The organism is Shimia marina (genome assembly GCF_001458175.1).
Taxonomy (GTDB): domain Bacteria; phylum Pseudomonadota; class Alphaproteobacteria; order Rhodobacterales; family Rhodobacteraceae; genus Shimia; species Shimia marina.
The window spans coordinates 7,661-33,690 of the sequence record NZ_CYPW01000032.1 but is presented as its reverse complement, the minus strand read 5'-3'; the positions used below and the strand labels follow the sequence as shown (position 1 = coordinate 33,690).

23 protein-coding genes are annotated in these 26,030 nt (G+C 55.9%); 11 read left to right on the top strand and 12 right to left on the bottom strand.

All coding sequences use genetic code 11. The annotated features are described in order from the left end of the window. Nucleotide 1: 1 nt before the first annotated feature. The 5 genes from SHM7688_RS16380 to SHM7688_RS16360 all read left to right on the top strand — a co-directional run bounded on the left by SHM7688_RS16380 (nt 2) and on the right by SHM7688_RS16360 (nt 4,556). Nucleotides 2-526, top strand: coding sequence for a DUF1643 domain-containing protein (locus SHM7688_RS16380; protein WP_058241031.1), 525 nt, complete (start codon nt 2-4; stop codon nt 524-526). A 146-nt stretch (nt 527-672) separates the two neighbouring features. After that, the gene (gene rpsO, locus SHM7688_RS16375; RefSeq protein ID WP_058241030.1) at nt 673-942 is read left to right on the top strand and encodes a 30S ribosomal protein S15; all 270 of its coding nucleotides are present in this window, start codon (nt 673-675) and stop codon (nt 940-942) included. A 190-nt stretch (nt 943-1,132) separates the two neighbouring features. Then, entirely contained in the window at nt 1,133-2,335 is a 1,203-nt protein-coding gene (locus SHM7688_RS16370) for a GTP-binding protein (RefSeq protein WP_058241029.1), read from the top strand. Nucleotides 2,336-2,448: 113 nt separating this feature from the next. Beyond that, complete coding sequence (locus tag SHM7688_RS16365; protein WP_058241028.1) at nt 2,449-3,759, top strand: FAD-dependent oxidoreductase; 1,311 nt, start codon at nt 2,449-2,451, stop codon at nt 3,757-3,759. A gap of 65 nt (nt 3,760-3,824) precedes the next feature. Continuing rightward, a complete protein-coding gene (locus tag SHM7688_RS16360; protein WP_058241027.1) occupies nt 3,825-4,556 on the top strand; it encodes a sterol desaturase family protein in 732 nt (243 codons plus the stop codon). Between the two features lie 2 nt (nt 4,557-4,558). Here SHM7688_RS16360 and SHM7688_RS16355 read toward each other — a convergent pair whose 3' ends face one another. From SHM7688_RS16355 to SHM7688_RS16345, 3 genes are all read right to left on the bottom strand, one after another. Further along, nucleotides 4,559-5,056, bottom strand: a complete 498-nt coding sequence (locus SHM7688_RS16355) for a hypothetical protein (RefSeq protein WP_058241026.1) — start codon at nt 5,054-5,056, stop codon at nt 4,559-4,561. Further along, nucleotides 5,053-5,286: a hypothetical protein gene (locus SHM7688_RS16350; RefSeq protein WP_144432616.1), complete on the bottom strand. Its 234-nt coding sequence runs from the start codon at nt 5,284-5,286 to the stop codon at nt 5,053-5,055. The genes SHM7688_RS16355 and SHM7688_RS16350 overlap by 4 nt, the downstream gene beginning before the upstream one ends. A gap of 215 nt (nt 5,287-5,501) precedes the next feature. Beyond that, entirely contained in the window at nt 5,502-6,305 is an 804-nt protein-coding gene (locus SHM7688_RS16345) for an SGNH/GDSL hydrolase family protein (RefSeq protein ID WP_223229239.1), read from the bottom strand. 364 nt (nt 6,306-6,669) lie between these two features. Here SHM7688_RS16345 and pnp point away from each other — a divergent pair, with 364 nt between their 5' ends. Then, nucleotides 6,670-8,811: a polyribonucleotide nucleotidyltransferase gene (pnp, locus tag SHM7688_RS16340; protein WP_058241190.1), complete on the top strand. Its 2,142-nt coding sequence runs from the start codon at nt 6,670-6,672 to the stop codon at nt 8,809-8,811. Nucleotides 8,812-8,885: 74 nt separating this feature from the next. Here pnp and SHM7688_RS16335 read toward each other — a convergent pair whose 3' ends face one another. The 3 genes from SHM7688_RS16335 to SHM7688_RS16325 form a co-directional block, all read right to left on the bottom strand. Continuing rightward, nucleotides 8,886-10,463 carry a methyl-accepting chemotaxis protein gene (locus tag SHM7688_RS16335; protein ID WP_058241024.1) on the bottom strand — a complete coding sequence of 526 codons (1,578 nt, stop codon included), beginning with the start codon at nt 10,461-10,463 and terminating at the stop codon, nt 8,886-8,888. Next, nucleotides 10,460-10,771, bottom strand: coding sequence for a hypothetical protein (locus SHM7688_RS16330; RefSeq protein ID WP_058241023.1), 312 nt, complete (start codon nt 10,769-10,771; stop codon nt 10,460-10,462). Before SHM7688_RS16330 ends, SHM7688_RS16335 begins: the two co-directional genes overlap by 4 nt. Nucleotides 10,772-10,984: 213 nt before the next feature. Then, on the bottom strand, nt 10,985-11,638 hold the full coding sequence (locus SHM7688_RS16325) for a peroxiredoxin (protein WP_058241022.1): 654 nt from the start codon (nt 11,636-11,638) through the stop codon (nt 10,985-10,987). Between the two features lie 262 nt (nt 11,639-11,900). Here SHM7688_RS16325 and SHM7688_RS16320 point away from each other — a divergent pair, with 262 nt between their 5' ends. Beyond that, entirely contained in the window at nt 11,901-13,328 is a 1,428-nt protein-coding gene (locus SHM7688_RS16320) for an aldehyde dehydrogenase family protein (protein WP_058241189.1), read from the top strand. A gap of 65 nt (nt 13,329-13,393) precedes the next feature. Here SHM7688_RS16320 and SHM7688_RS16315 read toward each other — a convergent pair whose 3' ends face one another. The 5 genes from SHM7688_RS16315 to SHM7688_RS16295 all read right to left on the bottom strand — a co-directional run bounded on the left by SHM7688_RS16315 (nt 13,394) and on the right by SHM7688_RS16295 (nt 19,313). Beyond that, nucleotides 13,394-14,212, bottom strand: coding sequence for a M48 family metallopeptidase (locus SHM7688_RS16315; RefSeq protein ID WP_223229240.1), 819 nt, complete (start codon nt 14,210-14,212; stop codon nt 13,394-13,396). A gap of 138 nt (nt 14,213-14,350) precedes the next feature. Continuing rightward, nucleotides 14,351-15,670, bottom strand: coding sequence for a DEAD/DEAH box helicase (locus SHM7688_RS16310; RefSeq protein ID WP_058241020.1), 1,320 nt, complete (start codon nt 15,668-15,670; stop codon nt 14,351-14,353). Between the two features lie 371 nt (nt 15,671-16,041). After that, nucleotides 16,042-17,316: an ABC transporter permease gene (locus tag SHM7688_RS16305; protein WP_058241188.1), complete on the bottom strand. Its 1,275-nt coding sequence runs from the start codon at nt 17,314-17,316 to the stop codon at nt 16,042-16,044. Nucleotides 17,317-17,379: 63 nt separating this feature from the next. After that, on the bottom strand, nt 17,380-18,186 hold the full coding sequence (locus SHM7688_RS16300) for a taurine ABC transporter ATP-binding protein (protein ID WP_058241019.1): 807 nt from the start codon (nt 18,184-18,186) through the stop codon (nt 17,380-17,382). Nucleotides 18,187-18,317: 131 nt separating this feature from the next. After that, a complete protein-coding gene (locus SHM7688_RS16295; protein WP_058241018.1) occupies nt 18,318-19,313 on the bottom strand; it encodes a taurine ABC transporter substrate-binding protein in 996 nt (331 codons plus the stop codon). Between the two features lie 401 nt (nt 19,314-19,714). Here SHM7688_RS16295 and SHM7688_RS16290 point away from each other — a divergent pair, with 401 nt between their 5' ends. The 3 genes from SHM7688_RS16290 (at nt 19,715) to xsc (ending at nt 24,766) form a co-directional block, all read left to right on the top strand. Beyond that, on the top strand, nt 19,715-21,115 hold the full coding sequence (locus SHM7688_RS16290) for an aminotransferase family protein (protein ID WP_058241017.1): 1,401 nt from the start codon (nt 19,715-19,717) through the stop codon (nt 21,113-21,115). Nucleotides 21,116-21,410: 295 nt separating this feature from the next. Further along, a complete protein-coding gene (gene pdxR, locus SHM7688_RS16280) occupies nt 21,411-22,883 on the top strand; it encodes a MocR-like pyridoxine biosynthesis transcription factor PdxR (RefSeq protein WP_058241015.1) in 1,473 nt (490 codons plus the stop codon). Between the two features lie 101 nt (nt 22,884-22,984). Then, entirely contained in the window at nt 22,985-24,766 is a 1,782-nt protein-coding gene (gene xsc, locus SHM7688_RS16275; protein ID WP_058241014.1) for a sulfoacetaldehyde acetyltransferase, read from the top strand. An 87-nt stretch (nt 24,767-24,853) separates the two neighbouring features. Here xsc and SHM7688_RS16270 read toward each other — a convergent pair whose 3' ends face one another. Next, nucleotides 24,854-25,705 (bottom strand): phosphate acyltransferase, encoded by an 852-nt coding sequence (locus tag SHM7688_RS16270; protein WP_058241013.1) that lies wholly within the window; start codon nt 25,703-25,705, stop codon nt 24,854-24,856. 36 nt (nt 25,706-25,741) lie between these two features. On the opposite strand from SHM7688_RS16270, the gene SHM7688_RS20095 reads away from it, so the two are divergent. Then, the coding region (locus SHM7688_RS20095; RefSeq protein ID WP_306341274.1) for a citrate/2-methylcitrate synthase at nt 25,742-26,030 on the top strand (289 nt) is incomplete at its 3' end.

Below are 26,030 nucleotides of genomic sequence, written 5' to 3'. Positions count from 1 at the left end.
CATGATCACGCGCCACTTTCAAAAAGACGATGCCGCCTCCTCCGCGATCTACTCTGATTGCGAGACATATCGCTATGCGCTGACCCGCATTTGGGACAGCGCGCGGCCACGTCTTCTGTTCATCATGCTCAACCCTTCCAAAGCGACCGAGCAACAGAACGACCCAACAATCGAACGCTGCGAACGCCGTGCAAGAGCCTTGGGTTTTGGAGGGTTTCGCGCGGTGAACATCTTTGCCCTGCGAGAAACCGACCCTAAGAAAATGCGCCAGCACCCTGCGCCAGCGGGGCCTGACAATGACGCAGTTGTGGCGGAAAGCTGTCTGTGGGCGGATACTATCCTCGCAGCCTGGGGCGCGCATGGCGATCATCAGCAGCGCGGCTTTCAAATGCGTGACGTTCTGCAAAGCACCGGGCAGGATATTCACTGTCTGGGCCTCACAAAGGCGGGGCATCCGCGCCACCCGCTTTACATTGCCTACACGCAACAGCCGGAACTCTGGCAACTGAACACCTGCCAGACCTAGCAGCGCAACAGTTCCCCCTTTTCTTTTAAGGGGTTTGCGCCTATGTACGCCCATCTCTCAAGGGAATCTCTTGAGGGAGATCTCTATGGACCTTGCTGGACGACATCCCGGCTCGTGCCCGAAACCCTTTGATATAGGAGACCCCGATGTCGATCACTGTTGAAGAAAAAGCACGCCTGATGAAAGAATTCGCGACCAAAGAGGGCGACACCGGTTCTCCGGAAGTCCAGGTTGCGATCCTGACATCCCGCATCAACACCCTGACCGAGCACTTCAAAACCCACAAGAAAGACAACCACGGCCGCCGTGGTCTTCTGAAAATGGTTGCTCAGCGCCGTAAGCTGCTGGACTACACCAAGGGCAAAGACGAAGCACGCTATCAGGACCTGATCAAGCGTCTGGGCATCCGTCGCTAAGACGCGCCACAGTTTGATTTTTAAACCGCGTCCCTTGGGGCGCGGTTTTCTTTTGGCGCTTCAAAATCCCTTGGCTGCGTTGTCAACAAGACTGCGGCCTCCGCACCTGGGCAAGGTAATTCACTGACCGCTTGCAGCCGTCTCCAAATATGTAATATTATATCATTACATATAATCTTGGAGCTCCCCAATGACCGACCCCCGCCTCCCCGTAACAGTGCTTTCGGGCTTCCTAGGCGCAGGCAAAACCACCCTGCTAAATGGCGTTCTCAACAACCGTGACGGATTGCGCGTGGCCGTAATCGTCAATGACATGTCCGAAGTGAACATCGACGCAGACTTGGTCCGCGAAGGCGGAGCAGAGCTCAGCCAAACCGAAGAAACACTGGTTGAAATGTCAAACGGATGCATCTGCTGCACCCTGCGTGATGACCTGTTGAGCGAAGTGCGCCGCCTAGCCGCGGAAGACCGCTTTGACTATTTGCTCATCGAGTCCACAGGCATCTCTGAACCACTTCCTGTTGCCGCAACATTTGAGTTTCGAGACGAATCTGGCGACAGCCTCATAGATGTGGCCCGGCTGGACACAATGGTCACAGTGGTGGACGCCGTGAATCTCCCCCGCGACTTTGCCAGCCACGATTTGCTTGCCGATCGCGGCGAAACCCTGGGCGACGAAGACAAGCGCGCCCTTGTGCACCTGCTGACAGACCAGCTGGAGTTTGCGGATGTTGTGATCCTCAACAAGGTCACTGACGCAGGTCCCAAACAAACGCAGGCCGCGCGCAAAATCATTCGCAGCCTGAACGCTGATGCCCGGATCGTTGAAACCGATCACAGTCAGGTCGCGGCACTGGACGTGCTCAACACTGGGCTCTTTGATTTTGACAAAGCCCACGAGCACCCGATGTGGGCCAAAGAGCTTTATGGCTTCGCGGATCACACGCCAGAAAGTGAAGAATATGGCATCACGTCCTATGTCTATCGTGCACGCCAGCCCTTTGACCCTGCCAAAATCCATGCGGTCTTAAATGGTGACCTGCCCGGTGTTATCCGCGCCAAAGGCCATTTCTGGCTCGCAAACCGCCCAGACTGGGTGGCAGAATATTCTCTTGCAGGGGCCCTCTCCTCGATTGCGCCTCTAGGCACATGGTGGGCCTCCGTCCCAGAAGAACGACGCCCGACACATCCTCAAGCGCAGGAATATATGGCGCAACACTGGGCAGAGCCCTTTGGCGATCGCCGTCAGGAACTGGTCTTCATTGGGTCTGGCATCGACTGGGCCACGTTGCGCGCGCAGCTTGATCACTGCCTGTTGGCAGAAGCCTCTCCCGATACGCTTCCAGACTATGCCGATATGAAGGATCCTTTCCCGCTGTGGCGGCGGGCCTGAACGGGTTCGCCCCCGAAGGCCTAAGAACTTGATATGCAAGTCGCATAATTTACCTGTCCGACGGCGTTAATTTGGCTAGGGTGCATCAACGAAATGCAGGGCGGCGGAGCGACATGGAAAACACAAGCGTTGATGTCTTAGTGGTTGGAGGAGGCACCGCGGGGTTTGGTGCAGCACTGGCGGCAGCTCGAAAAGGGCTGTCCGTCACCCTTTTGGAAGCGAACTCCAAAATTGGCGGCGTGATGGCCTTCTGCCCCGGCATGCCGTGGGGTGGGGGATATCCTTGCGACCATAGCATCGGCGGTATCTTCGAAGAATTGACCAACCGCCTCACAGCGATGTCACCCCCAGCTGCGGAAAAGCGCGCCTCGACGCTGGCAAATTTTGGGCCTGAAGTCATTTATGACCACGACATTGCCACGCTGACCATGTTTGAAATGCTGGAAGAAGCAGGTGTCGATCTGCGGTTAAACGCCACGCACGACCAGCCCACTCTGCACAATAACAGCATCACTTCCGTCACCTACTTTGACCGTAATGGCAGGCATACTGTCACCCCCAAGATTGTCATCGACTGTTCTGGGGATGGCGACTTGTCTGCCAAAGCAGGCGTGCCTCACACTCTGGGCGACACCAATGGAAATATGATGGGTGTGACCCTGAGCTTTTTCATGGAAGGTGCCGATTGGGACAGAGTCTTCGCGCAGCAAGATCCCTATTTTCAGGATTACGCAGCAGTGGGCATTCGCGAAGAGCGCCTCCATCCGGACCTCGCAAAGCTCTATCTGATGAAAGGGTTTCACCGTGGCTCGGTGTTCTGCAACACAGTTGTGATACGAGGTGTGGATGGCACAAATGCCCACAGCATAAGCCGCGCCACACAAGAGGGCCGACGCCGCTGCCTACAACTCTCTCAGTTTTTGCGCAGCGACGTGCCCGGCTTTGAGAATGCGCATATGAAAATGTTGGGCCCCACTGTGGGCGTGCGTGAAACGCGCAAATTAGAAGGGATGGTGCGGGTGTGCGGCGCAGATCTCGCGCAGGCGCGAAAATACGAAGACGGCATCGTCTGTTGTGACAATCCCATTGACGACGTGATGCGCGACTCAGACAGCATGACACATGAAGCAATTGTACAACCCGGGCAATATTACACCCTGCCCTTCCGCGCGTTGGTTCCCAAGACCATCCGCAACCTGATGTTTGCGGGTCGCATTGTTTCAGCAGATGATGTGGCATTTGCCTCCGTACGTGGCATGCCACAATGCATGGCGATGGGGCAGGCCACCGGCACGGCCGCCGCCCTTGCGCTAAAGGCCAGCGTCAGCGTGCAGAAAATAGCCACAGAAGACTTGGTCGCAGATCTGGTGCGCCAGGGCCTGCATGGTCTGGGAGGCGAGCCATTGATCGCCCCTAACACCTGACGCCAAGTCAATTTGACAGAGCCGCCATTCACTCTCAAAATCCACCTCTCAAAGGGGAGGACACCATGAAAGCAACTTTGTCAGTATTGATACGCATGGGCAGCCTGCATCGGCTGTTTCCATTCTGGCTCGTTGGTCTTTGGCTGATCACGCAAAACCTGTCGTGGTGGATTCCTGTTGTACTGGTGTATGGCTACATCGCGCAGCTTTTCGTCGAATACGTGATGCATCGCTTCCTGTTTCACCGCGAACCGCCCACGGATCAGGGCACATTCAATGAGCTGTACAAAAGCCACATTGGCCACCACGAGTATCCAACCGACCCCGAATTTTTTACCGGTGACGATCATTGGTATCCTGTACGCTTTGGCGTTTTGTCCATCGCGATACATACGCTGATCCTCTGGCCTTTCCTTGGCCTGAATATGGCCTTTACCCTGTCCTACATTGCCCTTTTTGTTGGCTCGGTCACCGCCTTTGCAATGTATGAATACTGCCACACCCTATCCCACCTCAACGTTCCCAAAGGAAAGTTCGGGCAATACGTCACACGCAAGCACCTTGCGCATCACTTCCAAGACCACCACGCCACATTCCAAGTCAGCTTTGGTCTGGATTGGATTGATCGTCTCTTTGGTACAGCCCACGACAGAGCCACTGCAAAAGAACGTTTTGATCGCAAGACACTCTTGTCTATGGGTATGGACCCTGAGGACCTACGGCTTGTGACCGCGCGCAAGGCCTTCGGCATCACCGAACGCCCGGGCGCCAAACGTGCAAAAGCCGAACAGACCTAAACTCAAGCCACGACAGAGAGCTTCGGGCGCCCAGCCGGGCGCGCGTTTCTCTGTACCCCTGCTGGAAAACGATGCGCAAATGACAGGCCCGCCCGAATGAACTCGGGATCCATACGCCCATGTGTGACACAGGCCACAGCCGACCTTGCCGCTGAGGCGTTGTCTCGGCGCATGTGATGCACCATTGAAATCATCTGGATCTCGTCTTCCGTCACGGTCTTCTTTGCCTCAAGGCACAGAGGGTCGCGCATTTCAGGCCCGCTATCGCTCTGGCGGCAGGTCAACCAGCTCACAGCCATTTTCTGCAATCCATGTGCCACAGGCAGTCCAATCGCTTCGCCATAACGTTCGATTGCGATGTCAAACGCGCGTGCGCAAGCCTTGGCCTCCCCCTCCAACATGCCCAAAACCAGATGACGCAACACCGGCAGCAGACCCATCTCAAATGTGTCACAGCCAACGGTACGAAGCACATCTATGCTTTTGTACGGTCTGCTCATGCTTTCTGCTCCATATCCGTTTTCGCGCCATGTGGCGATTTCACGGGAAGCCGAACAACACTCGGATCAGACGGATCAAGCACCAGAGGACCATGGTCCATTGGCGATGCCGCCTTCGCCGGGAAACGCAGACTGGCTTCCATTGCGGAACGCAGCTCGGGTTTCAAACCACAGCCTGTTCTTTGAGCAAGATCGTCAGTTGCCAAAAGCGTGGCAAAGAGATGGGACATCGTATGATCCTCTGGCCGATGCGCGACCATCGGCGCCAAGGTAATAGACGGATGTCGCGGCTTCATAATTGGAAACCCCGGCTCATCTGAACGATGTCTGGCTGGGCACATATTGTCTGACAAATTTACTCAGATTATTCAAGCCCGTTATTCTCTTTGAATCACAAAATCCACGCACAATGGTGTGGCTTAGGCTCATTGCATAAGTCTCCGACTTATCTGCCCTGATCATTTGTGGAAATAGCGGCGGCGACACGTTTTCCGATTTCCCGGCTCCCCTTCAGGGACGGGTGTATCATATCCACGCCGTGGAAACTGCGATCCCCTTCTGGCACCAAGTCTTGCAAAGAGACAAAATGCACGCCCCAATCCAACTCCGCCAATCGCGCAATGCGCTCCTCTAACATCGCGCCATTGTCCCGGCACCCCTCAATCGGAGACCACACGCCGGGGCTGCGCAAATACCCAACGTAGGCAACCTGTGCGCCTGTGGCGCGCAACGTCTGCACCATCTCAGGGATTGCCCCCCGCTTGCCATCCTCTGAAATCAGCTTTTCCATGGTACGCGTGCAGGCCCCGCACCCGCATCCCAGCCAGAGATCATTGCCGCCGCCATTGAGCACAATCCAATCCCAATCGCCCTTGCGGTACTGACCGGAAATTCTGAGGCCTAATGCCCCCGTCACAGGCAAGCTATACAAAACGCGCGCACCGCTCACCGCATAGCTTGAGACCGGTTCATCCAGGGCATCTTCGATGGCATGTGACACAGAGGCCTGCGTCAGTGCGTGCCACGCCATCATACTATCCCCCATGGCCATGATCCGTGGCGACGCAGGAACCGAGGACACTGTGCTCTTAGATACAATATCTTTCGCATCAGATGCGTCCGCGCTTGTCGATTGATCAACAGAAGCTGACACAGTCGCCCCATCTGGCGCAGGATCAACTTCAGAACATCCTGACAAAAGGGCGAGCACCGCACCAACCAAGCTAGAAACCAAGAAAGAGGCTTTCATAGAGCATACCTAAAATTGCACGCCATCGGCGCTACCAGAATCACACGACAAGCCCCCAAGCCGTGCAGCACAATCATCTTCAACAATTTCGCACCAAATTGCCACGGTTTGCGCGTAAACAATATGTTGCCCCAAACGCAGCAAGAGTAACCCATCTTGCCACGCGCGCCCCTTCCGCCAAAACCCCACTCTTCAAAATCTGGTTTCCAAAAGGCCTATTTTCAGATATGGGCCGACCATCTGAAAGCTTGCGCTCTGATCCCGGCGCTCGAAGCAAGATAACGGGGATCGGTGGCAATGGGGCCACCATTTCAAACGGGAGACCTGGGATACGCCTAGGAGAGCTCCCAGACAGGATACGATGATGTTCGAAGTAACAAAGAAATCCATGCAGTGGGGCGAAGAGACGCTCACACTGGAAACGGGTAAAGTTGCCCGTCAGGCCGACGGGTCCGTGATCGCCACTCTGGGCGAGACATCCGTTATGGCCAACGTGACTTTTGCTAAGTCACCAAAGCCGGGTCAGGACTTCTTCCCACTGACCGTACACTACCAAGAAAAATACTATGCCGCTGGTAAAGTGCCGGGTGGCTTCTTTAAGCGCGAAGCGCGCCCAACTGAAAAAGAAACCCTGACCGCGCGCCTGATCGACCGTCCGATCCGCCCGCTGTTTGTGGATGGCTTCAAACACGAAGTTCTGGTGATGTGCACCGTGCTGTCGCACGACATGGTCAACGACCCTGACATCGTGGCAATGATCGCAGCCTCTGCCGCGCTGACCATCTCTGGTGCGCCATTCATGGGCCCAATCGCTGGCGCACGTGTTGGGTATGAAGACGGCGAATACGTTCTGAACCCAACCGTTGACGACATGCAGGATCTGCGCACCAACCCAGATCAGCGTCTGGATCTGGTTGTGGCCGGCACCAAAGATGCCGTGATGATGGTGGAATCTGAAGCTTATGAGTTGACCGAAGCAGAGATGCTCGGCGCAGTGAACTTCGCCCATGAAAACATCCAGCCGGTGATCGATCTGATCATCGATCTGGCTGAAGAAGCGGCCAAAGAGCCGTTTGACTTCCAGCCACCAGAGTACGCCGACCTGTTTGAAGCGGTAAAAGCCGCTGGTGAAGAGCAGATGCGCGCAGCCTTCGCTCTGCGTGACAAGCAGGAGCGCACCTCCGCTGTGGCCGCTGCCCGTGACGCGATCAAAGCAGCTCTGTCCGAAGAGCAACTGGAAGACGCGAACCTCGGTTCCGCGCTGAAAAAGCTCGAAGCAGGCATCCTGCGTGGCGATGTTGTGAAAACCGGCACCCGTATTGACGGCCGTAAAACCGACGAAGTCCGCGACATCGTCTGTGAAACCGGCATGCTGCCACGGACCCACGGCTCCGCTCTGTTCACCCGTGGTGAAACACAGGGGCTGGTTGTGACCACTCTGGGCACCGGCGACGATGAACAGATCATCGACGCGCTGCACGGCAACTTCCGCTCCAACTTCCTGCTGCACTACAACTTCCCTCCCTATTCCGTAGGTGAAGCTGGCCGCGTGGGCCCTCCCGGCCGTCGCGAAATCGGCCACGGCAAATTGGCATGGCGTGCGCTGCAGGCGGTTCTGCCAGCGGCAACCGATTTCCCATACACCGTGCGCGTGGTATCCGAGATCACCGAATCCAACGGCTCTTCCTCCATGGCGTCCGTTTGCGGTGGCTCCCTGTCCATGATGGACGCAGGTGTGCCCCTGAAATCCGCCGTTGCCGGTGTGGCCATGGGCCTCATTCTGGAAGACAGCGGTGACTACGCGATCCTGACCGACATCCTGGGTGACGAAGATCACCTGGGCGATATGGACTTCAAAGTGGCAGGGACCGAAAACGGCATCACCTCGCTGCAGATGGACATCAAAGTCGCAGGCATCACACCTGAGATCATGGAAAAAGCGCTCGCACAGGCCAAAGAAGGCCGTATGCACATCCTGGGCGAGATGAACAAATCTCTCTCCGGCGCATCGGAATTCTCCGTCCACGCGCCTCGCATCGAGACCATGAACATCCCAACCGACAAGATCCGCGAAGTGATCGGCTCCGGTGGTAAAGTGATCCGCGAGATCGTCGAAGTCTCCGGCGCCAAAGTCGATATCAACGACGAAGGCGTGATCAAGATCGCATCGCCAAACGGCGACTCGATCCAGAAGGCCTACGACATGATCCACGCGATCGTGGCAGAGCCGGAAGAAGGCGCGGTTTACACCGGTAAAGTTGTGAAAATCGTCGACTTCGGTGCCTTCGTGAACTTCTTCGGCAAGCGCGACGGTCTGGTGCACGTGTCTCAAATCGAGAACCGCCGCCTGAACCATCCTTCCGACGTTCTGAAGGAAGGTCAGGAAGTGAAAGTCAAACTGCTTGGCTTTGACGACCGCGGCAAGGTGCGCCTGTCCATGAAAATTGTGGATCAGGAAACCGGCGAAGAGATCGTTCCAGAGAAAAAAGAGAAGAAAGAAGACTAAGCTCTTCCTCTATTCTGAAATAAAAAAGCCCCGGTTGCAAAACCGGGGCTTTTTTTTGAAAGGGTGCTCGGAGATCAAGCTGCCGCCCATTCCTCATCCAGATCAGCTTCAGAGACACGCTCTTGTCGAGCTTCATCAGCCACACGGAACCCTGACAGCCCATCCACCAGGCGATCCACAGCCATATCAAGGCTTGAGGTCGCCGCAGAGGCTTCTTCAGACCGCGCTGCATTGGCCTGCGTCTCGGAGCCAATCGTTTGCATACTGTCGCGGATTTGGGCCACGGATTGTGCCTGCTTGTCCGAAATTTCAGAGATTTCCGCGATATTTCCGCGCACTTCACTCACGTCGTTCAAGATGGTCTCAAGCGCAACACCAACTTCTCGCACCAATGAAACACCGCTCGCAACGTGGCCGTTGCTCTGAGAGATCAATCCATTGATGTTCTGAGCGGCTTCCGCAGAGCGATGCGCCAATTCACGCACCTCTGACGCCACAATGGCAAAACCGGCCCCCGCTTCACCCGCACGCGCGGCTTCCACACCTGCGTTCAAAGCGAGAAGATTTGTTTGGAAAGCAATGTCTTCAATCAGCGTCACCACATGGTCAATTTGACTGGAGCTGGCCTCGATTTCATCCATGGTGGACACAGCTTGGCGCACCACATCCGTGCCATTGCGTGTAAGGTGCGTTGTGTTGTCAAAGCGCTTTTGCGTGTCCATCGCTTTGCCAACCGCGCCTTTCATGGCCTCCGCGATATGCTCTACGGCTTCTGTGACATGTTGCAACTCGCCAGCTTGCTTTTCCGTGCTGTGTGCTACGTTCAAAGACACTTCAGAAAGCTCGCGGCTATCGATTTCAATCTGACTGGAAATCTTGGTCACCGAACTCACAATCCCCCCAAGAGACTGCACGGAGTCATTGAAGCTCTTGCGCAGGTCTTCGTAGCCATCGGCGAATTTGTCATCAATGAAGGCATCTAGGTTGCCTTGAGAAATACGAGTCAAACGCTCATGCAACGTTTCTACCACGTGTGATTGCGCTTTCTCTTTAGCCTCAATCAGCGCCTTCTCTTCGCGAACGGTATCCATCAACTCGGCTTGTGCGGACTGTTCTTTGCTCAGCGCCTCCAACTGACGCTTATAGTTGATCACCGAGCCGACAAGGATTCCTGTCTCGGCCACGACGATCACAGCATGAAGCGCTGTGCGCCCGACATTTTCAAGCAAATCTACCGAAGGGTACACCAAGGAGGGTAGAAGGAAGGTCATGCTCAAATGGTGCAGCGCAATAACACCTGCGGCGGCGACAATTGAAACGGGACAAATCAACATGGAAATCATTGCCAACATGGCAAAGAACATCATGTGAATGTCGAGCTGCCACGGATGGCCCGCCATCGCCGCCAACAGCACCATAATCTGCCCACAACATGCGACAGATACGCTCAAACGCGCAGCGAGACCGCCACCAAGGCGCGTGGCGTAAACTGCCAACCCAACAAGTATCGCCGATCCACCGGTGATCACTGGTACATTGCCGCCGAGCATAGCCCCGACCCCGACCGCAACAACGCCGAGCAGAGCTGCCACGATCGCCAAAACTTTTACGCCTGTTTGGCGAGATTTCACCAATTTGGGATGTTCTTTCATGTCTTCACATCGCAGAGCCAAGCCAGCGCGTCGCCGTCGAGGATGGCCCATGCCCCATTCAATTTAAGTCGCATGTCGAAATCTTCGGCGTCAGATGTCCCCATTATGGCAAGAGGCGCACGTGATACGCCCACCACCCAGCCACCGGACACTTCAACCAAGTTAGTCAGGTCAACTCCTGGACCCGCGACGATCACCCTGGGGCCACCTTCTTTTAAAGGCGCGCCAACCATTGTCATGACGGGTAAAACCGTCACACAAAACACACCCGCAAGGACCACGGGGAGATATTGGGCAAATCGCATCATGCAACCTATCTGCACGCTGACCGGTTTCTACCAGATTAACTCTGGTCATTTTCTGAGCGATCAGCAGGCATTCTTTGCGTCACAGTCACCATTTTGCGACCACGCAAGATGCCACAGGGCTCAATCTGAAAAATAAACGCACCGCCAATAACTTGGCAGTGCGCTGAGGATAAGGTGCAAAAAGAGCAATATCAAAATTGCTCCGGAAATGCCTTATTCAGGCAATTTCGCAGTTCGAAGATACGGAAAATGCGTGGTGAATTCACCGTATTTTGCTTTGGCGTCCTCGTCGCTCACGGCGACCGGAATCACCACATCACCGCCCGGGGTCCAATTTGCAGGGGTGGCTACGTTCTCTTTGGCTGCGGTCTGCAGCCCATCCAACGCACGCAAAACTTCCGCGAAGTTCCGACCAACATTCATTGGGTAAGTCATAGACAACTTCAGTTGCTTGTCTGGGCCAATAATGAACACAGAACGCACTGTCGCACTATCCGCAGGCGTGCGCCCATCTGGCAAATAAGCTTCCGCAGGCAACATATCGAACGCTTTGGAAACAGCCAGCCCCTCATCGGCGATGATTGGGAAGCCAGCATCGGCGCTGGCGTAGGATTCAATATCCTTCTTCCAGCCTTTGTGCTCCTCAACGCCATCGACGGAAACGCCAATCACTTTCGTGCCGCGTTTCGCCCATTCGTCCGCCAACTGAGCCACGGCTCCAAATTCGGTGGTGCAGACGGGCGTAAAGTCTTTGGGGTGCGAGAACAAAATCGCCCAGCTTTCGCCGATCCAATCGTGAAAAGTGACCGTTCCCTGATCGGTTTCTGCCGTAAAATTCGGCACAACATCATTGATACGAAGGCCCATGGGTCCCTCCTTTTACTTGGGTGCACATGCCACACAGTGACCAAAGGCAGGCGCGCCAAAACGCGCGGGCTGGGCCAATGTGCAAAAATAGGTTTCGACGCCGCAATGCGACATAGCGCAGACTACATCTGTCTCCCATGAACGCCACCCCCTCTGTGCCAGAAATAATTTGATCAAATTTATTGTAACCGGACGTCCAGCCACTTGCGGGGCTCAAATTTGCTCGGCACAGTGGCGTCAAGATCGAGAGGGAGTGAACACCATGATCGAGAAACGCCAATTCTACATCAACGGCCAATGGGTCAATCCTGTTGCAGCCAATGACCTCAATGTCATTGACCCGGCCACCGAAGAGGTCTGCGCCGTGATCTCCTTGGGGGATCAGGCCGATACGGATGCCGCGGTTGCAGCCGCGCGCGCCGCTTTCCCTGCCTGGGCCGAGACACCGCTGGAGGAGCGCGTTTCTTTGGTGAAAAAGCTGCGCGACATCTACACAGCGCGCCGTGAAGACATGGCAGAGGCCATGCGTCTGGAAATGGGCGCGCCAAAAGATCTGGCAACGAACAACCAATGGGGCGCTGGCGTTTGGCATTTGGATGGCTTCCTGCAAGCCTTGGAAAGCTTTGAGTTTGAATACGCCATGGGCGCGGATCGTATGCGCAAAGAGCCGATTGGCGTCTGTGCAATGATCACCCCATGGAACTGGCCAATGAACCAAGTGTTCCTGAAGGCAATCCCCGCGCTTCTGGTGGGCTGCACCATGGTTCTAAAGCCCTCCGAAATCGCGCCACTGTCCTCTATTCTCTTTGCCGAAATGATGGATGAAGCTGGCTTCCCCGCCGGTGTTTTCAACATGGTCAACGGAGATGGCGTTGGCGTTGGATCACAACTCTCCGCACATCCGGGCGTTGACATGGTGTCCTTCACCGGCTCAACGCGCGCTGGCATCGCCATCTCCAAAGCCGCCGCTGACACGCTCAAGCGCGTCAGCCTCGAACTGGGCGGCAAAGGGGCCAACATCATCTTTGCGGATGCAGATGAAAAAGCCGTCAAACGTGGCGTGATCCACTGCATGCAAAACTCTGGCCAATCCTGCAACGCACCAACACGTATGATGGTCGAAAGCGGGCGCTATGCCGACGCCGTAGAACAGGCCAAAGCCGCCGCAGAAGCCACACAAGTGGGCGCCACCACTGAGGCCGGTCGCCACATTGGGCCGGTCGTGTCGGAACTCCAGTTCAACAAAATCCAAGGGCTGATCGAGACCGGTATCAAAGAGGGTGCAACCCTTGTCGCGGGTGGTTTGGGACGACCGGAAGGTGTCAACAAAGGGTACTATGTGCGCCCCACGGTCTTTGCCGACGTGACCCCAGAGATGACCATCTACCGCGAAGAGATTTTCGGCCCGGTCCTCGCCATCTCGCCTTTTGAAGACGAAGCACAAGCCGTGCAAATGGCCAATGACACGGTCTATGGCCTGACCAACTACATCCAGACACAGGATGACGAGAAACGCCTACGCGTGGCCCGCCAAGTGCGTTCTGGCATGGTGGAAACAAACGGCATCTCCCGCGTCAACGGCTCGCCGTTCGGCGGCTACGGCCAATCCGGCAACGGCCGCGAAGGCGGCACATGGGGGCTAGAAGAGTTCTGTGAAACCAAAGCTATCTCCGGCGTGCCACTGAACTGATCATCTCTCAGGACAGAAGAAAAAGCGCCGGGCAATCGTCCGGCGCTTTTTTCGTTTTGAACACACTACTTTTTCTGCAACGCCTGTTGAGCTTCAATCTGCGACACCGTGGCCAATACCGTCGCCACCCGCTTTTCGTCTGGCGGATGGGTCCCCCAAAAACTCAACTTTCCCGTGTCCAGACGATCCCCTTCGGGGCGTGCAAAATACCGCGCCCCCGCCACTGGATCATACCCAGCCATATAAGCAATGCGGGTTCCGAGCGTATCACTCTCCAACTCATAGGCTTGAGAGTAGGCCATGCCGCCAGCCGCAGCGCCAAGCGCCATGCTACTTTCAACAAGCAGCGGATCATATGAATTGCCATTTGACGCCCCTGCAGCAGCCGCCAGGGTGCCAAGAATGAGCGCACCAGCCAAAGCCTGTTGCTGCTGCTTGTCGATATGGCGCCCGATCAAATGCCCATATTCGTGCCCCATGACAAAGGCCACTTCGTCGTCATTTGCGCTGTCTTGCAGCAAAGGCATGCTCAGCCGAATGACAGGACCGGATTTTTCATAGGTAAAGTAAGCATTTCGGCTCTTCATCTCCCGATCAATTTCGACTGTGACATTACACTCAAAATCACCGCGATCGGCTGTCGCAGCCTCACAAACAGCCCTGCCTGTGGGTACAATTTTCGCCCGCACCCGATTGAAACGCCGTTCAGCAGCAGATGTGGACATCGGCGCGCGGGCAGTTTGTGCCTGACCCTCGGCAAAAAGCTGTTTTGCACGAGAGGTCTGCTCCGCGCTTATACTGGGCAACTCATAGGTGGTTCCGCAAGACGTTACAGCCAACAAAGCCGTCGCCAACCACACCGCAGCCAATTTCCTTTTCGTCACACCCAGATCCTTTCAAACAACAGTACGCCAGCATTGAGCGCGCCTATGCCCCACAGGGGCATAAGCTCAAGCAAATACTACCAGCTACATCTTATAGGTGTGTAAATCAGACCCAGTCTAGACGGAACCTGCTGCGCTCTACGCCGCAGGTTTTCCTGCGCGATTGCGCCGGCGACGCGGACGGCGTGTGTTGGGCTTGGCGCCATCCCCTTTACGTGCTGCGGTCTCAGACGGACTCTGAGCCGCTTTTTGCCCCGAGCCACGACCTCGGTTTCGAGACTTTCCGCCGCCACCTGAGCGCGGCCCACGCCCATACTGTTTCTTGGGCTCCTCAGGTTCCCCTTCAGGCCGATCAAATCGGCGGCCAATCAGCTTCTCAATGTCCTTCAGGTAGTCCCGTTCATCCGCAGCGCAGAAGGATATCGCGCGCCCATCGCGCCCGGCACGGGCAGTGCGCCCAATGCGGTGCACATAGCTTTCCGCCACATTGGGCAAATCAAAATTGATAACCAACGAAATCACCGGAATATCAATGCCACGCGCGGCAACATCCGTTGCGACCAACACCGTCACCTCACCATTGCGAAAGGCTTCAATTGCACGGTCCCGCTGGCCCTGACTTTTGTTGCCATGGATCGAAGCCGCATTGAACCCTTCAGCCACCAGCTGCTTCTTCATCCGCTCCGCACCATGTTTGGTACGCGAGAAAATCAGCGTGCTCTCCCCCATATTCTCAGACAGGATTTCCCGCAGCCGTTCGCGCTTCTCAGCCTTTTCATGAAACTCAACAGATTGGGCAATCTTATCCGCCGTCTTGCCGGGCGGCGCAATTTCCACGCGCTTGGGATCGCTGAGATAAGCGCGGCTCAGCTCTTCCATCTGTTTGGGCATGGTTGCAGAAAACAGCATGGTCTGGCGCGGCGTGCCCAGATGAGGCGCAATTTTGCGCAGCGAATGGATGAAACCCATGTCAAGCATCTGATCCGCTTCATCGAGCACAAGATACCCCACCGTCGACAGGTCAATTTCGCGCCGATCCAACAGGTCAATCAAACGTCCCGGCGTGGCCACAAGAATATCTGTGCCACGCGATAACATAGAAATCTGGCGATTGATGGACTGCCCGCCGACAACCGTCATCACTTTCATCGGCGTACCCTGCACCATCGGGCGCAGGTTGTCCGCAATCTGATTGACCAGCTCGCGCGTCGGCGCCAACACCAAGGCCTTCACGGTCTTAGGGGCTGGTTTGCCACGTTTTGCCAGCAACTGATCCATCATAGGAAGGCCAAAGGCCAGAGATTTGCCCGTTCCGGTCTGCGCAAGCCCCAATATGTCATGACCTTCCAAAGCCAGTGGAATGGCTTTTTGTTGAATAGGGGTCGGCGCATCAAAGCCGGCCGCTTTCAAGCCCTTGAGCAAAGTCGGCGACAGTCCCAATCCGTCAAATGTCGACATGTCTATGTCCTTTCATGCCGCACACTCAGGCACGGCCAACGCCACCTCCCGCAAAGGAGAAGCAACAGGGTAAGGCAGCACCGCCACGACACAGACGTATTCTGTGCCATCCGGCCTGTCCGTCAGAACCCTGCGTGATGGGAACGAAATCTGTCACTGATGCGCCCGTTCGGTCTCAGAAAACCCGGCGCGGCCTGCTCACGCGGCTGCGCAGCAACCCGCCCCACATAAGACATCCCGCCAACTTGTCAAGCAGCGCGACACAACGGGAAAAGGAGCCGATGCTACCATCCGCCCCTTCATTTGGCCTTCAATATCCCGAGGTGAATTGGCCGCAAGGCCAAGAGGGGCTGGCCCCTCCTGCCCAACGCTCAGCCTTTGCCTTTCCAGGGCACGAGGTATTGTTCCGCCCAGCGCATCAACATATCGATGCCAAAGCCAATAATGCCAATCAGGATAATGCCCATCAAAACAATATCCGTGTCCTGAAACTTGGAGGCAGACACAATCATCTTCCCCACCCCCTTTTCCGCAGCAACCAGCTCTGCGGCCACAACCGTGCCCCAGCAGACCCCCATGGCCACCCGCGCCGCGGTGAAAATTTCAGGCAACGAATTCGGAATGATCACATGGCGCAAAATCTGACGCTTACTTGCGCCAAGCGAATAGGCGGCATGCACTTTTGAGATTTTCACACCGGACACGCCGGAGCGTGCGCCAATTGCCATAATCCAAAGCGCCGCCAAAAACAGCAGGATGATCTTACCCTGCTCGCCGATCCCCGCCCAAATAATCACCAAGGGAATCAATGCCAGTGGTGGCACTGGGCGCATAAATTCGACGATCGGATCAAACCACCCTCGGAACCAGTTTGACAGCCCCATGGCATAGCCCAGCGGGATACCCACCGCGGCGCCCAAGGCAAACCCAACAATCACGCGAAACAACGAATAGCTGAGATGCTCAGCCAGCGTGACATTCTGATACCCATCACGGCTGACTGAAATGAGTCTTTGCCACACGCTCTCTGGAGCAGGCAGCCAGATGTTTTCCATCTGCCAGCCCTTGTCCGGTTCAAAGTTCAGCGTGCCCTTATCCGTAAGGGCCACACGGCCAAAGCCCACATCCACATCCGCGTCGCGGCTGATCGGTGTCGCGTTCACCGCAACGATCTTTGCCCCATCTTTGCGCGTGACCACATCATTGGCATCCCATCGCAGCAGCTTGGAGCGATAGGCCTGAACAACCAGCGTGTCATTCTGCGCCAGCCCTTCGTTTCCATCCACCACAGGCGCATCGGGCTTCTGCCCTGCTTCATGCACCCGAACCGCAACCTGCGCCTGCGCGGTTTCACCATCCGCTGTCTCAAGCGTATAGGTAAAGCGCGCATCGCCCAGAAACGGTCCCGGAGCGTGCAGGAACTTTGGCAACCAAGCGGATCCTGTGAATGCCCCCCAGATGACAAAAATCAAAACAACCGAGATGACAGAAGCCGCCTTGTTGGACACCACGGCACTTTCATCGCCAAATGTCACCGTTTTCAGGGAGGTAAAATCTTGAACAGGCGACAGCCGATGCTTGATCTGTGTATAGACAAACAGCGCAAATAGAATGAGCCCGATGTACAGTGCCAGATACGGCAACATGCCCAGCACCGACAAAAACAGCGTGATCAACTCGCCGCCGAGATCTGCAATAATCTGTCCCATTTATGCGCTCTCCTCTGTGCGGCCCATGATCTCTTCTTCCATGTTCCAGATCATGTTGAGGATCTCTTCGCGGGTTGGCGCATAGTCGGGGTGTTTCTTCACCTCACGCAAATCCGCCCCCACGCCCATATCTGCAAAAGGCAGGCGGTATTCCTTGTGTATGCGCCCCGGACGTGGCGCCATCACCAACAACCGCTCGCCCAGCAACAGCGCTTCTTCAACCGAGTGCGTAATGAGAATGATCGTCTTACCCGTCTCTTTCCAAAGCTTGAGGACGAGGCTCTGCATTTTCTCCCGCGTGAGCGCATCCAAGGCACCCAGCGGTTCATCCATCAGGATGACATCCGGGTCATTGGCCAAACACCGGGCCAGCGCCACCCGTTGCTGCATCCCACCAGAGAGCTCATAGACCATCTTTTCTTTAAAGTCCTGCAGCCCAACCACATCGAGCAGATGATCCACGATTTCCGCGCTTTCCGCTTTGGGCATCCCCTTCATGTCCGGCCCAAAGCTCACATTGTCCCGCACGCTCATCCACTCAAACAGCGCGCCCTGCTGAAACACCATGCCGCGTTCCGCATCAGGCCCGGTCACTTGGTGGCCGTTCAGGACGATCTGTCCTTCCGTAGGGGCCAAAAAGCCTGCCACAATATTGAGCAAGGTGGTCTTACCACACCCTGATGGCCCCAATACGCTCAACAGTTCCCCTTGTTTGAGATCTAGGCTCACGTCCTTGAGCGCCTGAACATGCCCACCATTGGGCAAATCAAACCGCATGGACAGATTTTGAATAGATAATCCTGTCATGGTCCCTGTCAGTCATTGGGCACGTCAAGCAAAACACTCAACGCGCACGGCGGTGGGCCGCCTATATCGTGGGAAAGAATAGGTAAAGGGCTGGAGCACCTTTCGGGGCAGGCTCCAGCCCACAGTCAGGCTTACAACCCTTTTGCAGCTTCCAAGGGCGCGGTGTTCACCGTACCGTCATAGCTGTCCAATGCACCGGGGATAGAACCGGCATCGACAAAAACGCCCGCAACACCTTGCATGAAGCTCTGCGCCGTCCCGCCGAGCCATGCGCCGCTCAATTGCTCATCAACTGTTGGGAATTTGAAGGTGGCCAGTGTCGAAGCCGTGGCCTCTTCATCCATACCGGCATCTTTGGCGATCACCGGCAGCATTTTTGCCTGATTGGCTTCATCGGCCCACATGGCATTTGCCTTGGCTGTCACTGCGAGGAACTGCGCCAGCATGTCGCCCTCTTCTGCGATGAAGGAAGCAGGGGCCGTTGTGGCATCAAACACCAGAATACCCAGCTCTTCTTTCTCTGCGCCTGTCAAAAGCACATTGCCGTGCTCGGTCATACGACGCAACGCACCGCCCCAGCCACAGGCCATATCCAAAGACCCCTGAGCCAGCGCTGCGGCACCTTCTGCCGGCGCCATATCCACAACTTCCATAGAAGCCACATCAACGCCAAAATGGTTCATCTGGCTCAGGAAGCCATAATGCGCCGCGGTTCCCAGAGGGACGGCCACTTTCTTGCCAGCGAGCTCTGCCGCGCTGTCTTTGTCGATTTCCAAGCCCGATGCGACAACACAGTTGTCATTGTCGGAATAGCTGACAGCAACGTCAACAATCTGGATATCCTGACCTGCACTGGCTGCGACAACAAAAGGCGGCACCCCTTGGCTCACCGAAATCTGCACATCCCCAGAGGCCATGGCCGCACTCATCGCTGTACCTGTGTCAAAGCTCACCCAATTGATGGTGGTGCCCAGCGCTTCTTCATACATGCCTGTTTGCTTGGCGTATTGGAATGGCATTGGCCATTCGAGAAAGTAGGCGACGGTGATTTCTGCGGTCGCGGCCTGTGCCCCCAGCAGCATGGCCGTGGATGCGGTGGCGCCCAAAAGCACTTTTTTGATACTCATCTTCAATTCTCCCGTTGTCTGTAGTGGCGCGTTATGAACCGCACCCAATGGATCTTATGATCTCTTTTTGAGCTGTCAGCAAAACGCGTCCCTCTCAATCCGAGCGGAAATTCACCGACCGATCAATGTTTTTTTGGTCAAATCAATGTGCTCCGCCCCCTGCGCCTCCATCGATTGAAATTTTGACCATTTGATAGAAACATATATAAAATAAGGCTTTGCGGCACTTTGGGAAGTTCTCAAAGGAGAACGCTGGCAGCCTTTGGACTTATAAAGATATAACTTTTGGCCCTATAAAGCTGCTTGAAAAAGTCGCGAGGATATCGTGCAAATCGAGATACATCGCCCGTAGAGGGTCAATCAGCACGCCAAAGTTGCGTTTTTTTAAGGAGTCTCCCGCCATGGACGGCATTCTGAAAGACAATGACATCAGCCATGTCGTCAAAGCAGACAAGGCCCATGTTTGGCATCACCTGATCCAACACAAGCCTTTTGAGACCAATGATCCGCGTATCATCATCGAAGGCAAAGGCATGCGTGTCTGGGATCAGAACGGCAAAGAATACCTTGATGCTGTGTCCGGCGCTGTCTGGACGGTGAACGTGGGCTATGGCCGCGAACGCATCGCCAATGCTGTGCACGAGAACCTCATGAAGATGTGCTATTTTGCAAATGCCGCCGGCAATATTCCCGGTGCGCTTTACGCAGAGAAACTGATTGAAAAGATGCCGGGAATGAGCCGCGTCTACTATTGCAACTCAGGGTCAGAAGCCAATGAGAAGGCTTTCAAACTGATCCGCCAGATCGCGCACAAAAAATACGGCGGTAAGAAAACCAAAATTCTATACCGTGATCGCGACTACCACGGCTCTACGCTCGCAGCCATGTCTGCAGGTGGACAGGACGAACGCAACGCGCAATACGGCCCCTTTGCACCGGACTTTGTCCGCGTGCCACACTGTATGGAGTACCGCAAAGATGAGCTGGGCCTTGGCCACCTCTCCGGTCGTGACTTTGGCATTGCCGCAGCCAATCAAATCGAAGATGTGATCCTGAGAGAAGGTCCAGAAACCGTGGGGGCTCTGTGCCTGGAGCCCGTCACCGCAGGCGGCGGCGTGATCACCCCACCTGAAGGGTATTGGGACCGCGTACAGGAGATCTGTCAGGAATATGACATCCTTCTCCATATTGATGAGGTCGTCTGTGGCATTGGACGCACGGGCACCCATTGGTTTGGCTATCAGCACTACGGCATCAAGCCTGACTTCGTAACCATGGCCAAAGGCGTTGCCTCTGGATATGCCGCAATCTCCTGTATGGTCACCACAGAAGAAGTCTTCGAAATGTTCAAATCTGATCCAACCGACAAGCTGGATCATTTCCGGGACATTTCCACATTCGGTGGCTGCACCGCCGGTCCGGCTGCCGCACTGGAAAACATGGCCATCATCGAAGAAGAAGGTTTGCTGGAAAATTGCACCGCTATGGGCGAACGCATGATGGGCAATCTCAAGGCCCTCATGGAGAAACACACCATCATCGGTGACGTGCGTGGCAAAGGACTTTTCCTTGGCTGCGAGTTGGTCAAAGATCGTGAGACCAAAGAGCCTGTAGATGAGGCAGACATTGCCGCCGTGGTCGCAGACTGTGGCGCACAAGGGGTGATCATCGGCGCTGCCAACCGCTCGGTTCCGGGCCGTAATAACGTCATTGCCTTCTCACCTGCATTGATCGCCACAGCCGCAGATATCGACACGATCACAAATGCGGTGGACAACGCGCTCACCAAAGTCTTCGGCTGATCTGTTTTGCGAACGCCAGGGAGGTCGGGCGCTGTCCGTCCTCCCTTGAACGCACCCCACTTTGCGCTGCTGAAACACAGGTTTGACTTTCAAACACGCCGCATTTGCCTTCCTCTTTGGCATCCAGTTTCACCCTGTGCCACCAGGTTGGATCGCGCGCCCATTCTGCAAATCGCACCACGATAAACCTCTGCGATCGCGGCCTCGTCCGCTAGCCTCAAGCATAAACGAACTGTGAAGCCCGAATGGCGAAGTCCAGTTTGCAACCCAAATAAGTCCAGTATAGCGTCCCACTATGGCTATCTCGGTTGAAACCTTCTTCCTCTCACCTGACTCTCAGGGCACACTTCAGGCCCAAATTCAGCAACTTATCGCAGAAGGCATTCTTTCTGGCCGATTTCGGCGTGGAGAAAAACTGCCCTCCTCACGCAAACTGGCAAGCCATTTGGGGGTGTCGCGTATCACCGTCACCCTCGCCTATACCGAACTTTTGGCCAATGACTATCTGACGTCGCGCGGGCGCTCTGGCTACTACGTCAGTGAGAACGCGCCTGTTCCCCCAAGTTTTTCGCCCCCCAAAGAGCGCGAAGACACGGTCGACTGGTCCCGCGCTCTTGGGCGTCGGTTCACAGGGGGGGTGACCCCGGACAAACCCAAAGACTGGGCCAATTATCGCTACCCTTTCGTGTATGGGCAAACCGATCCAAGCTTGTTCGATCACGCCAACTGGCGGCTCTGCGCTCTGCAAGCTCTTGGGCAAAAAGATTTTACGGCTCTGACCTCTGACTACTATGATCAGGATGATCCCGAATTGGTCGAGTTTATCGCGCGCAATACATTGCCACGCCGCGGCATCATTGCGCGTCCCGAAGAAATCCTGATCACACTTGGCGCTCAAAATGCATTATGGATTGCGGCGCAGGTGCTTCTGACACAACGCCGCACAGCCGCCATAGAGAACCCCTGCTACCACGCGCTGCGCGATATTCTCAACCAGTCTCGCTGTCATGTGGAGCCTGTCAATGTGGACAAGGACGGCCTTGACCCAGCCCGAATTCCCAAAGAATCCGACGTCATCTTCACCACCCCCAGCCACCAATGCCCCACCACAGCCACCATGCCCATGACACGCAGGCAGGCTCTTTTGGATCGCGCACGAGAGATCGACGCGCTGATTGTTGAAGACGACTACGAGTTCGAAATGTCCTTTGTGGATGCCCCCTCACCTGCGCTAAAATCTCTCGATACCGAAGGGCGCGTAATCTACGTCGGCAGCTTCTCCAAATCTCTCTTTCCCGGCCTGCGACTGGGGTATCTTGTTGGCAGTGAAAGCTTCATCCGCGAAGCCCGCGCACTGCGTGCCTCCGTTCTGCGCCACCCGCCAGGGCACATTCAGCGAACCGCAGCTTATTTCCTGTCTCTAGGGCATTATGATGCCTTGATCCGCCGCATCAGAGACGCGCTCAAAAGCCGCCGAAGCATTATGCAGGAAGCCATTGACCATTCCGGCCTGTTGGTCGCAGGCAAAGGGGCCGAAGGCGGATCCTCATTCTGGATGCAGGGGCCCAGCGCCTCCAATGCCGCCCATTTCGCGCAAAACCTCAAGCAAGAAGGCGTATTGATCGAGCCGGGCGCATCCTTCTTCTCAAGTGACACGCCACCTCAGAACTTCTATCGCCTAGGGTATTCCTCCATTCCGGCAGAGCGCATACCCGCAGGCATCGACAAAATCGCAAGAGCCCTCTCCCAGGAACAGAATTGGCCATAACTGGATGGCCAAACTGGCCCTAACGCCCCACACCACCAAACCGTAATTTCACATCAAAACAGCACGCCTACCTCAAGTGGGTGCAGTATGGAGTTCGCCTCATGAAAATGACAACCGAAGAAGCCTTTGTAAAAGTGCTTCAAAAACACGGCATTGAGCATGTCTTTGGCATCATCGGCTCTGCCTTCATGCCGATTTCTGACATTTTCCCGCAAGCGGGGATCACATTTTGGGACTGCGCGCATGAAGGCTCCGGCGGCATGATGGCAGATGGCTACACGCGCGCCACCGGCAAAATGTCGATGATGATTGCGCAGAACGGCCCGGGCATCACCAACTTTGTGACCGCTGTAAAAACCGCCTATTGGAACCACACCCCGCTGCTTCTGGTGACCCCACAGGCTGCCAACAAAACCGTTGGTCAGGGTGGTTTTCAAGAAGTCGAACAAATGGCCCTGTTTCAGGACATGGTCGCCTATCAGGAAGAAGTGCGCGATCCGTCCCGCGTGGCCGAGGTGCTGGCCCGCGTGATCGCACAGGCCAAGCGCCACAGCGCCCCAGCTCAAATCAACATCCCCCGTGATGTCTGGACACAGGTGATCGACATCACGCTGCCAGAACCTGTGGAATTTGAAGCCTCCTCTGGCGGCACAGATTCGGTCGCACAAGCCGCCGCTCTGCTCTCTGAAGCCAAAAACCCTGTCATGCTCAATGGTGCCGGTGTTGTGCTGTCCAAAGGCGGCATTGACGCGTCCATGGCACTGGCAGAGAAACTCGATGCGCCCGTCTGTGTCGGCTACCAGCACAATGACGCCTTCCCCGGATCGCACCCGCTGTTCGCAGGCCCGCTTGGATACAACGGGTCCAAAGCGGCCATGGAACTTATCAAAGATGCGGATGTGGTCTTGGCCTTGGGCACCCGATTGAATCCGTTCTCCACCCTGCCCGGCTATGGCATGGAGTACTGGCCGACCGATGCCAAAATCATTCAGGTGGACATCAACCCCAACCGTATTGGTCTGACCAAAAAAGTCGATGTCGGGATTGTTGGGGATGCAGCCAAAGTCGCAACTGGCATCCTGACACAGCTGGCGGAAGCCGCAGGTGACGCAGGCCGCGACGCCCGTAAGAGCCACATTGCCAAAACAAAATCCGCTTGGGCACAACAGCTGTCGTCGATGGATCATGAAGACGATGATCCCGGCACCACTTGGAATGAGCGCGCGCGCGCAGACAAACCTGAATGGATGAGCCCGCGCATGGCATGGCGCGCCATCCAATCCGCGCTCCCTCGCGAAGCCATCATCAGCTCCGATATCGGCAACAACTGTGCCATCGGCAACGCCTATCCAGATTTTGACGCAGGCCGAAAGTATCTGGCACCAGGCCTGTTTGGTCCCTGTGGTTATGGTCTGCCTTCTGTCATTGGGGCGAAGATCGGCTGCCCAGACGTGCCCGTGGTCGGCTTCTCAGGTGATGGTGCCTTTGGTATCGCGGTCACAGAGCTGACAGCAATTGGCCGCGAAGAATGGCCCGCAGTGACGCAGGTTGTCTTCCGCAACTACCAATGGGGTGCCGAGAAGCGCAATTCGACCCTGTGGTATGACGACAACTTCGTTGGAACAGAGCTGGACACTCAGGTCTCTTATGCAGGGATCGCGCAGGCCTGCGGCCTGCAGGGTGTCGTTGCGCGCACGATGGAAGAATTGACCGCCGCGTTGAACAAGGCTGTGGAAGATCAGATGACCCACGGGAAAACCACCTTGATCGAAGCGATGATCAATCAGGAACTCGGAGAACCCTTCCGCCGCGATGCCATGAAGAAGCCCGTTGCGGTCGCCGGCATTGATCCTGCCGATATGGTTCCTCAGCAAGGCCACTAACACCGTGTTCGGGAGGATGACATCAATCCGCCCGACGGAAAAGTCGGGCTGCACCTGCCCTTCACGACAGGTGCAGCCCAGTTCAAATCAAGCCAAAGCGAGGGTCACCGCCGTGGCATCCACGATGTCCTGCACGGTTGCGCCACGGCTCAAATCACAGACAGGCTTGCGAAACCCTTGGAGAATGGGGCCCAGAGCCTGCGCGCCAGCCAGTTCCTGCGCCAATTTATATGCAATGTTGCCCGCATCCAGAGATGGAAACACCAAAACATTGGCATCCCCGGCTCCAAGCCCCTTCTTCTCCGCCACAGTTGGATTAAGCGCTGCATCCCCCTGCACCGGCCCCACAAAGCCCGTGATCTCCGCAGCCGCGCGCACCTTGTCCACACTCGCCCCAGATCCAGAAGCGCCTGTTGAAAATGACAAGAGCGCCACGCGCGCTGTCCCTAATAACGCTCTGCCTGAGCGCTCAGACGCCTGCGCAATGGCCGCCAGCGCCTCGGCCTCCGGATCCACATTCAAACCGCAGTCCGCAAAAATCACCTCTCGCCCACTGGGAAACCGCATCAAAAAGAAAGAGCTTGGGACCGTCACGCCATCGTCCAGCCCAATGCCAATGCTGGCGGCTTCTATCACTTTCTTGGTAGAGGCAACCGCCCCAGCTACCATCGCATCTGCCTCACCAACGGCCACCATGGCAGCGGCACGATATAACGGGCGCGCCACCATCCGCCGCGCCACCGCTTCTTTCACGCCTCGCGCCGCCATCAACGCAGATACATACGCTTTCGTATTGTTACCCAGCGCCACCGGCACACAAATCCCATCGGCCCGCAACTGCTCCGCAGCTTGCGCAATCCGGTCGTCTTCCATTTCAGGCATCACAACCCGTGATTTGCGTGCTTTCGCACCGGCGATGGCGGTCTCTAGTGCTGACATTGTTCCTCCCCAATTCCTGCAATTAAGGAGCCACTCGTGACAGAAAACGTCAAGATCAACCGCGGTCTCAAGGGTATTTACTTCGAACGCTCCGGCGTCAGTCACATCGACGGGGCCAAGGGGGAACTCTCTTATCGTGGCTATTCCATCCATGATCTCGCTACCCAATCCACGTTTGAAGAGGTCTGCTATCTCCTGATCCATGGCGAGCTGCCCACGGAAGCTGAACTTGCCGATTTTGATGCCGCCCTCAAAGCCGCGCGCGACCTGCCTCCAGCGATCTATGAGATTATCCGCGCGACCAAAGACGGCCATCCAATGGATG

Bases quoted from the DNA above. Each gene is read 5' to 3' on its own strand.
- pdxR (WP_058241015.1), top strand. From the start codon at position 21,411: ATGGCTATCTCGGTTGAAACCTTCTTCCTCTCACCTGACTCTCAGGGC.
- SHM7688_RS16305 (WP_058241188.1), bottom strand. From the start codon at position 17,316: ATGTTGCCGTATCTGGCACTGTACATCGGGCTCATTCTATTTGCGCTG.
- SHM7688_RS16295 (WP_058241018.1), bottom strand. From the start codon at position 19,313: ATGAGTATCAAAAAAGTGCTTTTGGGCGCCACCGCATCCACGGCCATG.
- SHM7688_RS16330 (WP_058241023.1), bottom strand. From the start codon at position 10,771: ATGATGCGATTTGCCCAATATCTCCCCGTGGTCCTTGCGGGTGTGTTT.
- rpsO (WP_058241030.1), top strand. From the start codon at position 673: ATGTCGATCACTGTTGAAGAAAAAGCACGCCTGATGAAAGAATTCGCG.
- SHM7688_RS16355 (WP_058241026.1), bottom strand. From the start codon at position 5,056: ATGAGCAGACCGTACAAAAGCATAGATGTGCTTCGTACCGTTGGCTGT.
- pnp (WP_058241190.1), top strand. From the start codon at position 6,670: ATGTTCGAAGTAACAAAGAAATCCATGCAGTGGGGCGAAGAGACGCTC.
- SHM7688_RS16350 (WP_144432616.1), bottom strand. From the start codon at position 5,286: ATGTCCCATCTCTTTGCCACGCTTTTGGCAACTGACGATCTTGCTCAA.
- SHM7688_RS16310 (WP_058241020.1), bottom strand. From the start codon at position 15,670: ATGTCGACATTTGACGGATTGGGACTGTCGCCGACTTTGCTCAAGGGC.
- SHM7688_RS16320 (WP_058241189.1), top strand. From the start codon at position 11,901: ATGATCGAGAAACGCCAATTCTACATCAACGGCCAATGGGTCAATCCT.
- xsc (WP_058241014.1), top strand. From the start codon at position 22,985: ATGAAAATGACAACCGAAGAAGCCTTTGTAAAAGTGCTTCAAAAACAC.
- SHM7688_RS16345 (WP_223229239.1), bottom strand. From the start codon at position 6,305: ATGAAAGCCTCTTTCTTGGTTTCTAGCTTGGTTGGTGCGGTGCTCGCC.
- SHM7688_RS16335 (WP_058241024.1), bottom strand. From the start codon at position 10,463: ATGAAAGAACATCCCAAATTGGTGAAATCTCGCCAAACAGGCGTAAAA.
- SHM7688_RS16270 (WP_058241013.1), bottom strand. From the start codon at position 25,705: ATGTCAGCACTAGAGACCGCCATCGCCGGTGCGAAAGCACGCAAATCA.
- SHM7688_RS16380 (WP_058241031.1), top strand. From the start codon at position 2: ATGATCACGCGCCACTTTCAAAAAGACGATGCCGCCTCCTCCGCGATC.
- SHM7688_RS16300 (WP_058241019.1), bottom strand. From the start codon at position 18,186: ATGACAGGATTATCTATTCAAAATCTGTCCATGCGGTTTGATTTGCCC.
- SHM7688_RS16325 (WP_058241022.1), bottom strand. From the start codon at position 11,638: ATGGGCCTTCGTATCAATGATGTTGTGCCGAATTTTACGGCAGAAACC.
- SHM7688_RS16370 (WP_058241029.1), top strand. From the start codon at position 1,133: ATGACCGACCCCCGCCTCCCCGTAACAGTGCTTTCGGGCTTCCTAGGC.
- SHM7688_RS16360 (WP_058241027.1), top strand. From the start codon at position 3,825: ATGAAAGCAACTTTGTCAGTATTGATACGCATGGGCAGCCTGCATCGG.
- SHM7688_RS16365 (WP_058241028.1), top strand. From the start codon at position 2,449: ATGGAAAACACAAGCGTTGATGTCTTAGTGGTTGGAGGAGGCACCGCG.
- SHM7688_RS16290 (WP_058241017.1), top strand. From the start codon at position 19,715: ATGGACGGCATTCTGAAAGACAATGACATCAGCCATGTCGTCAAAGCA.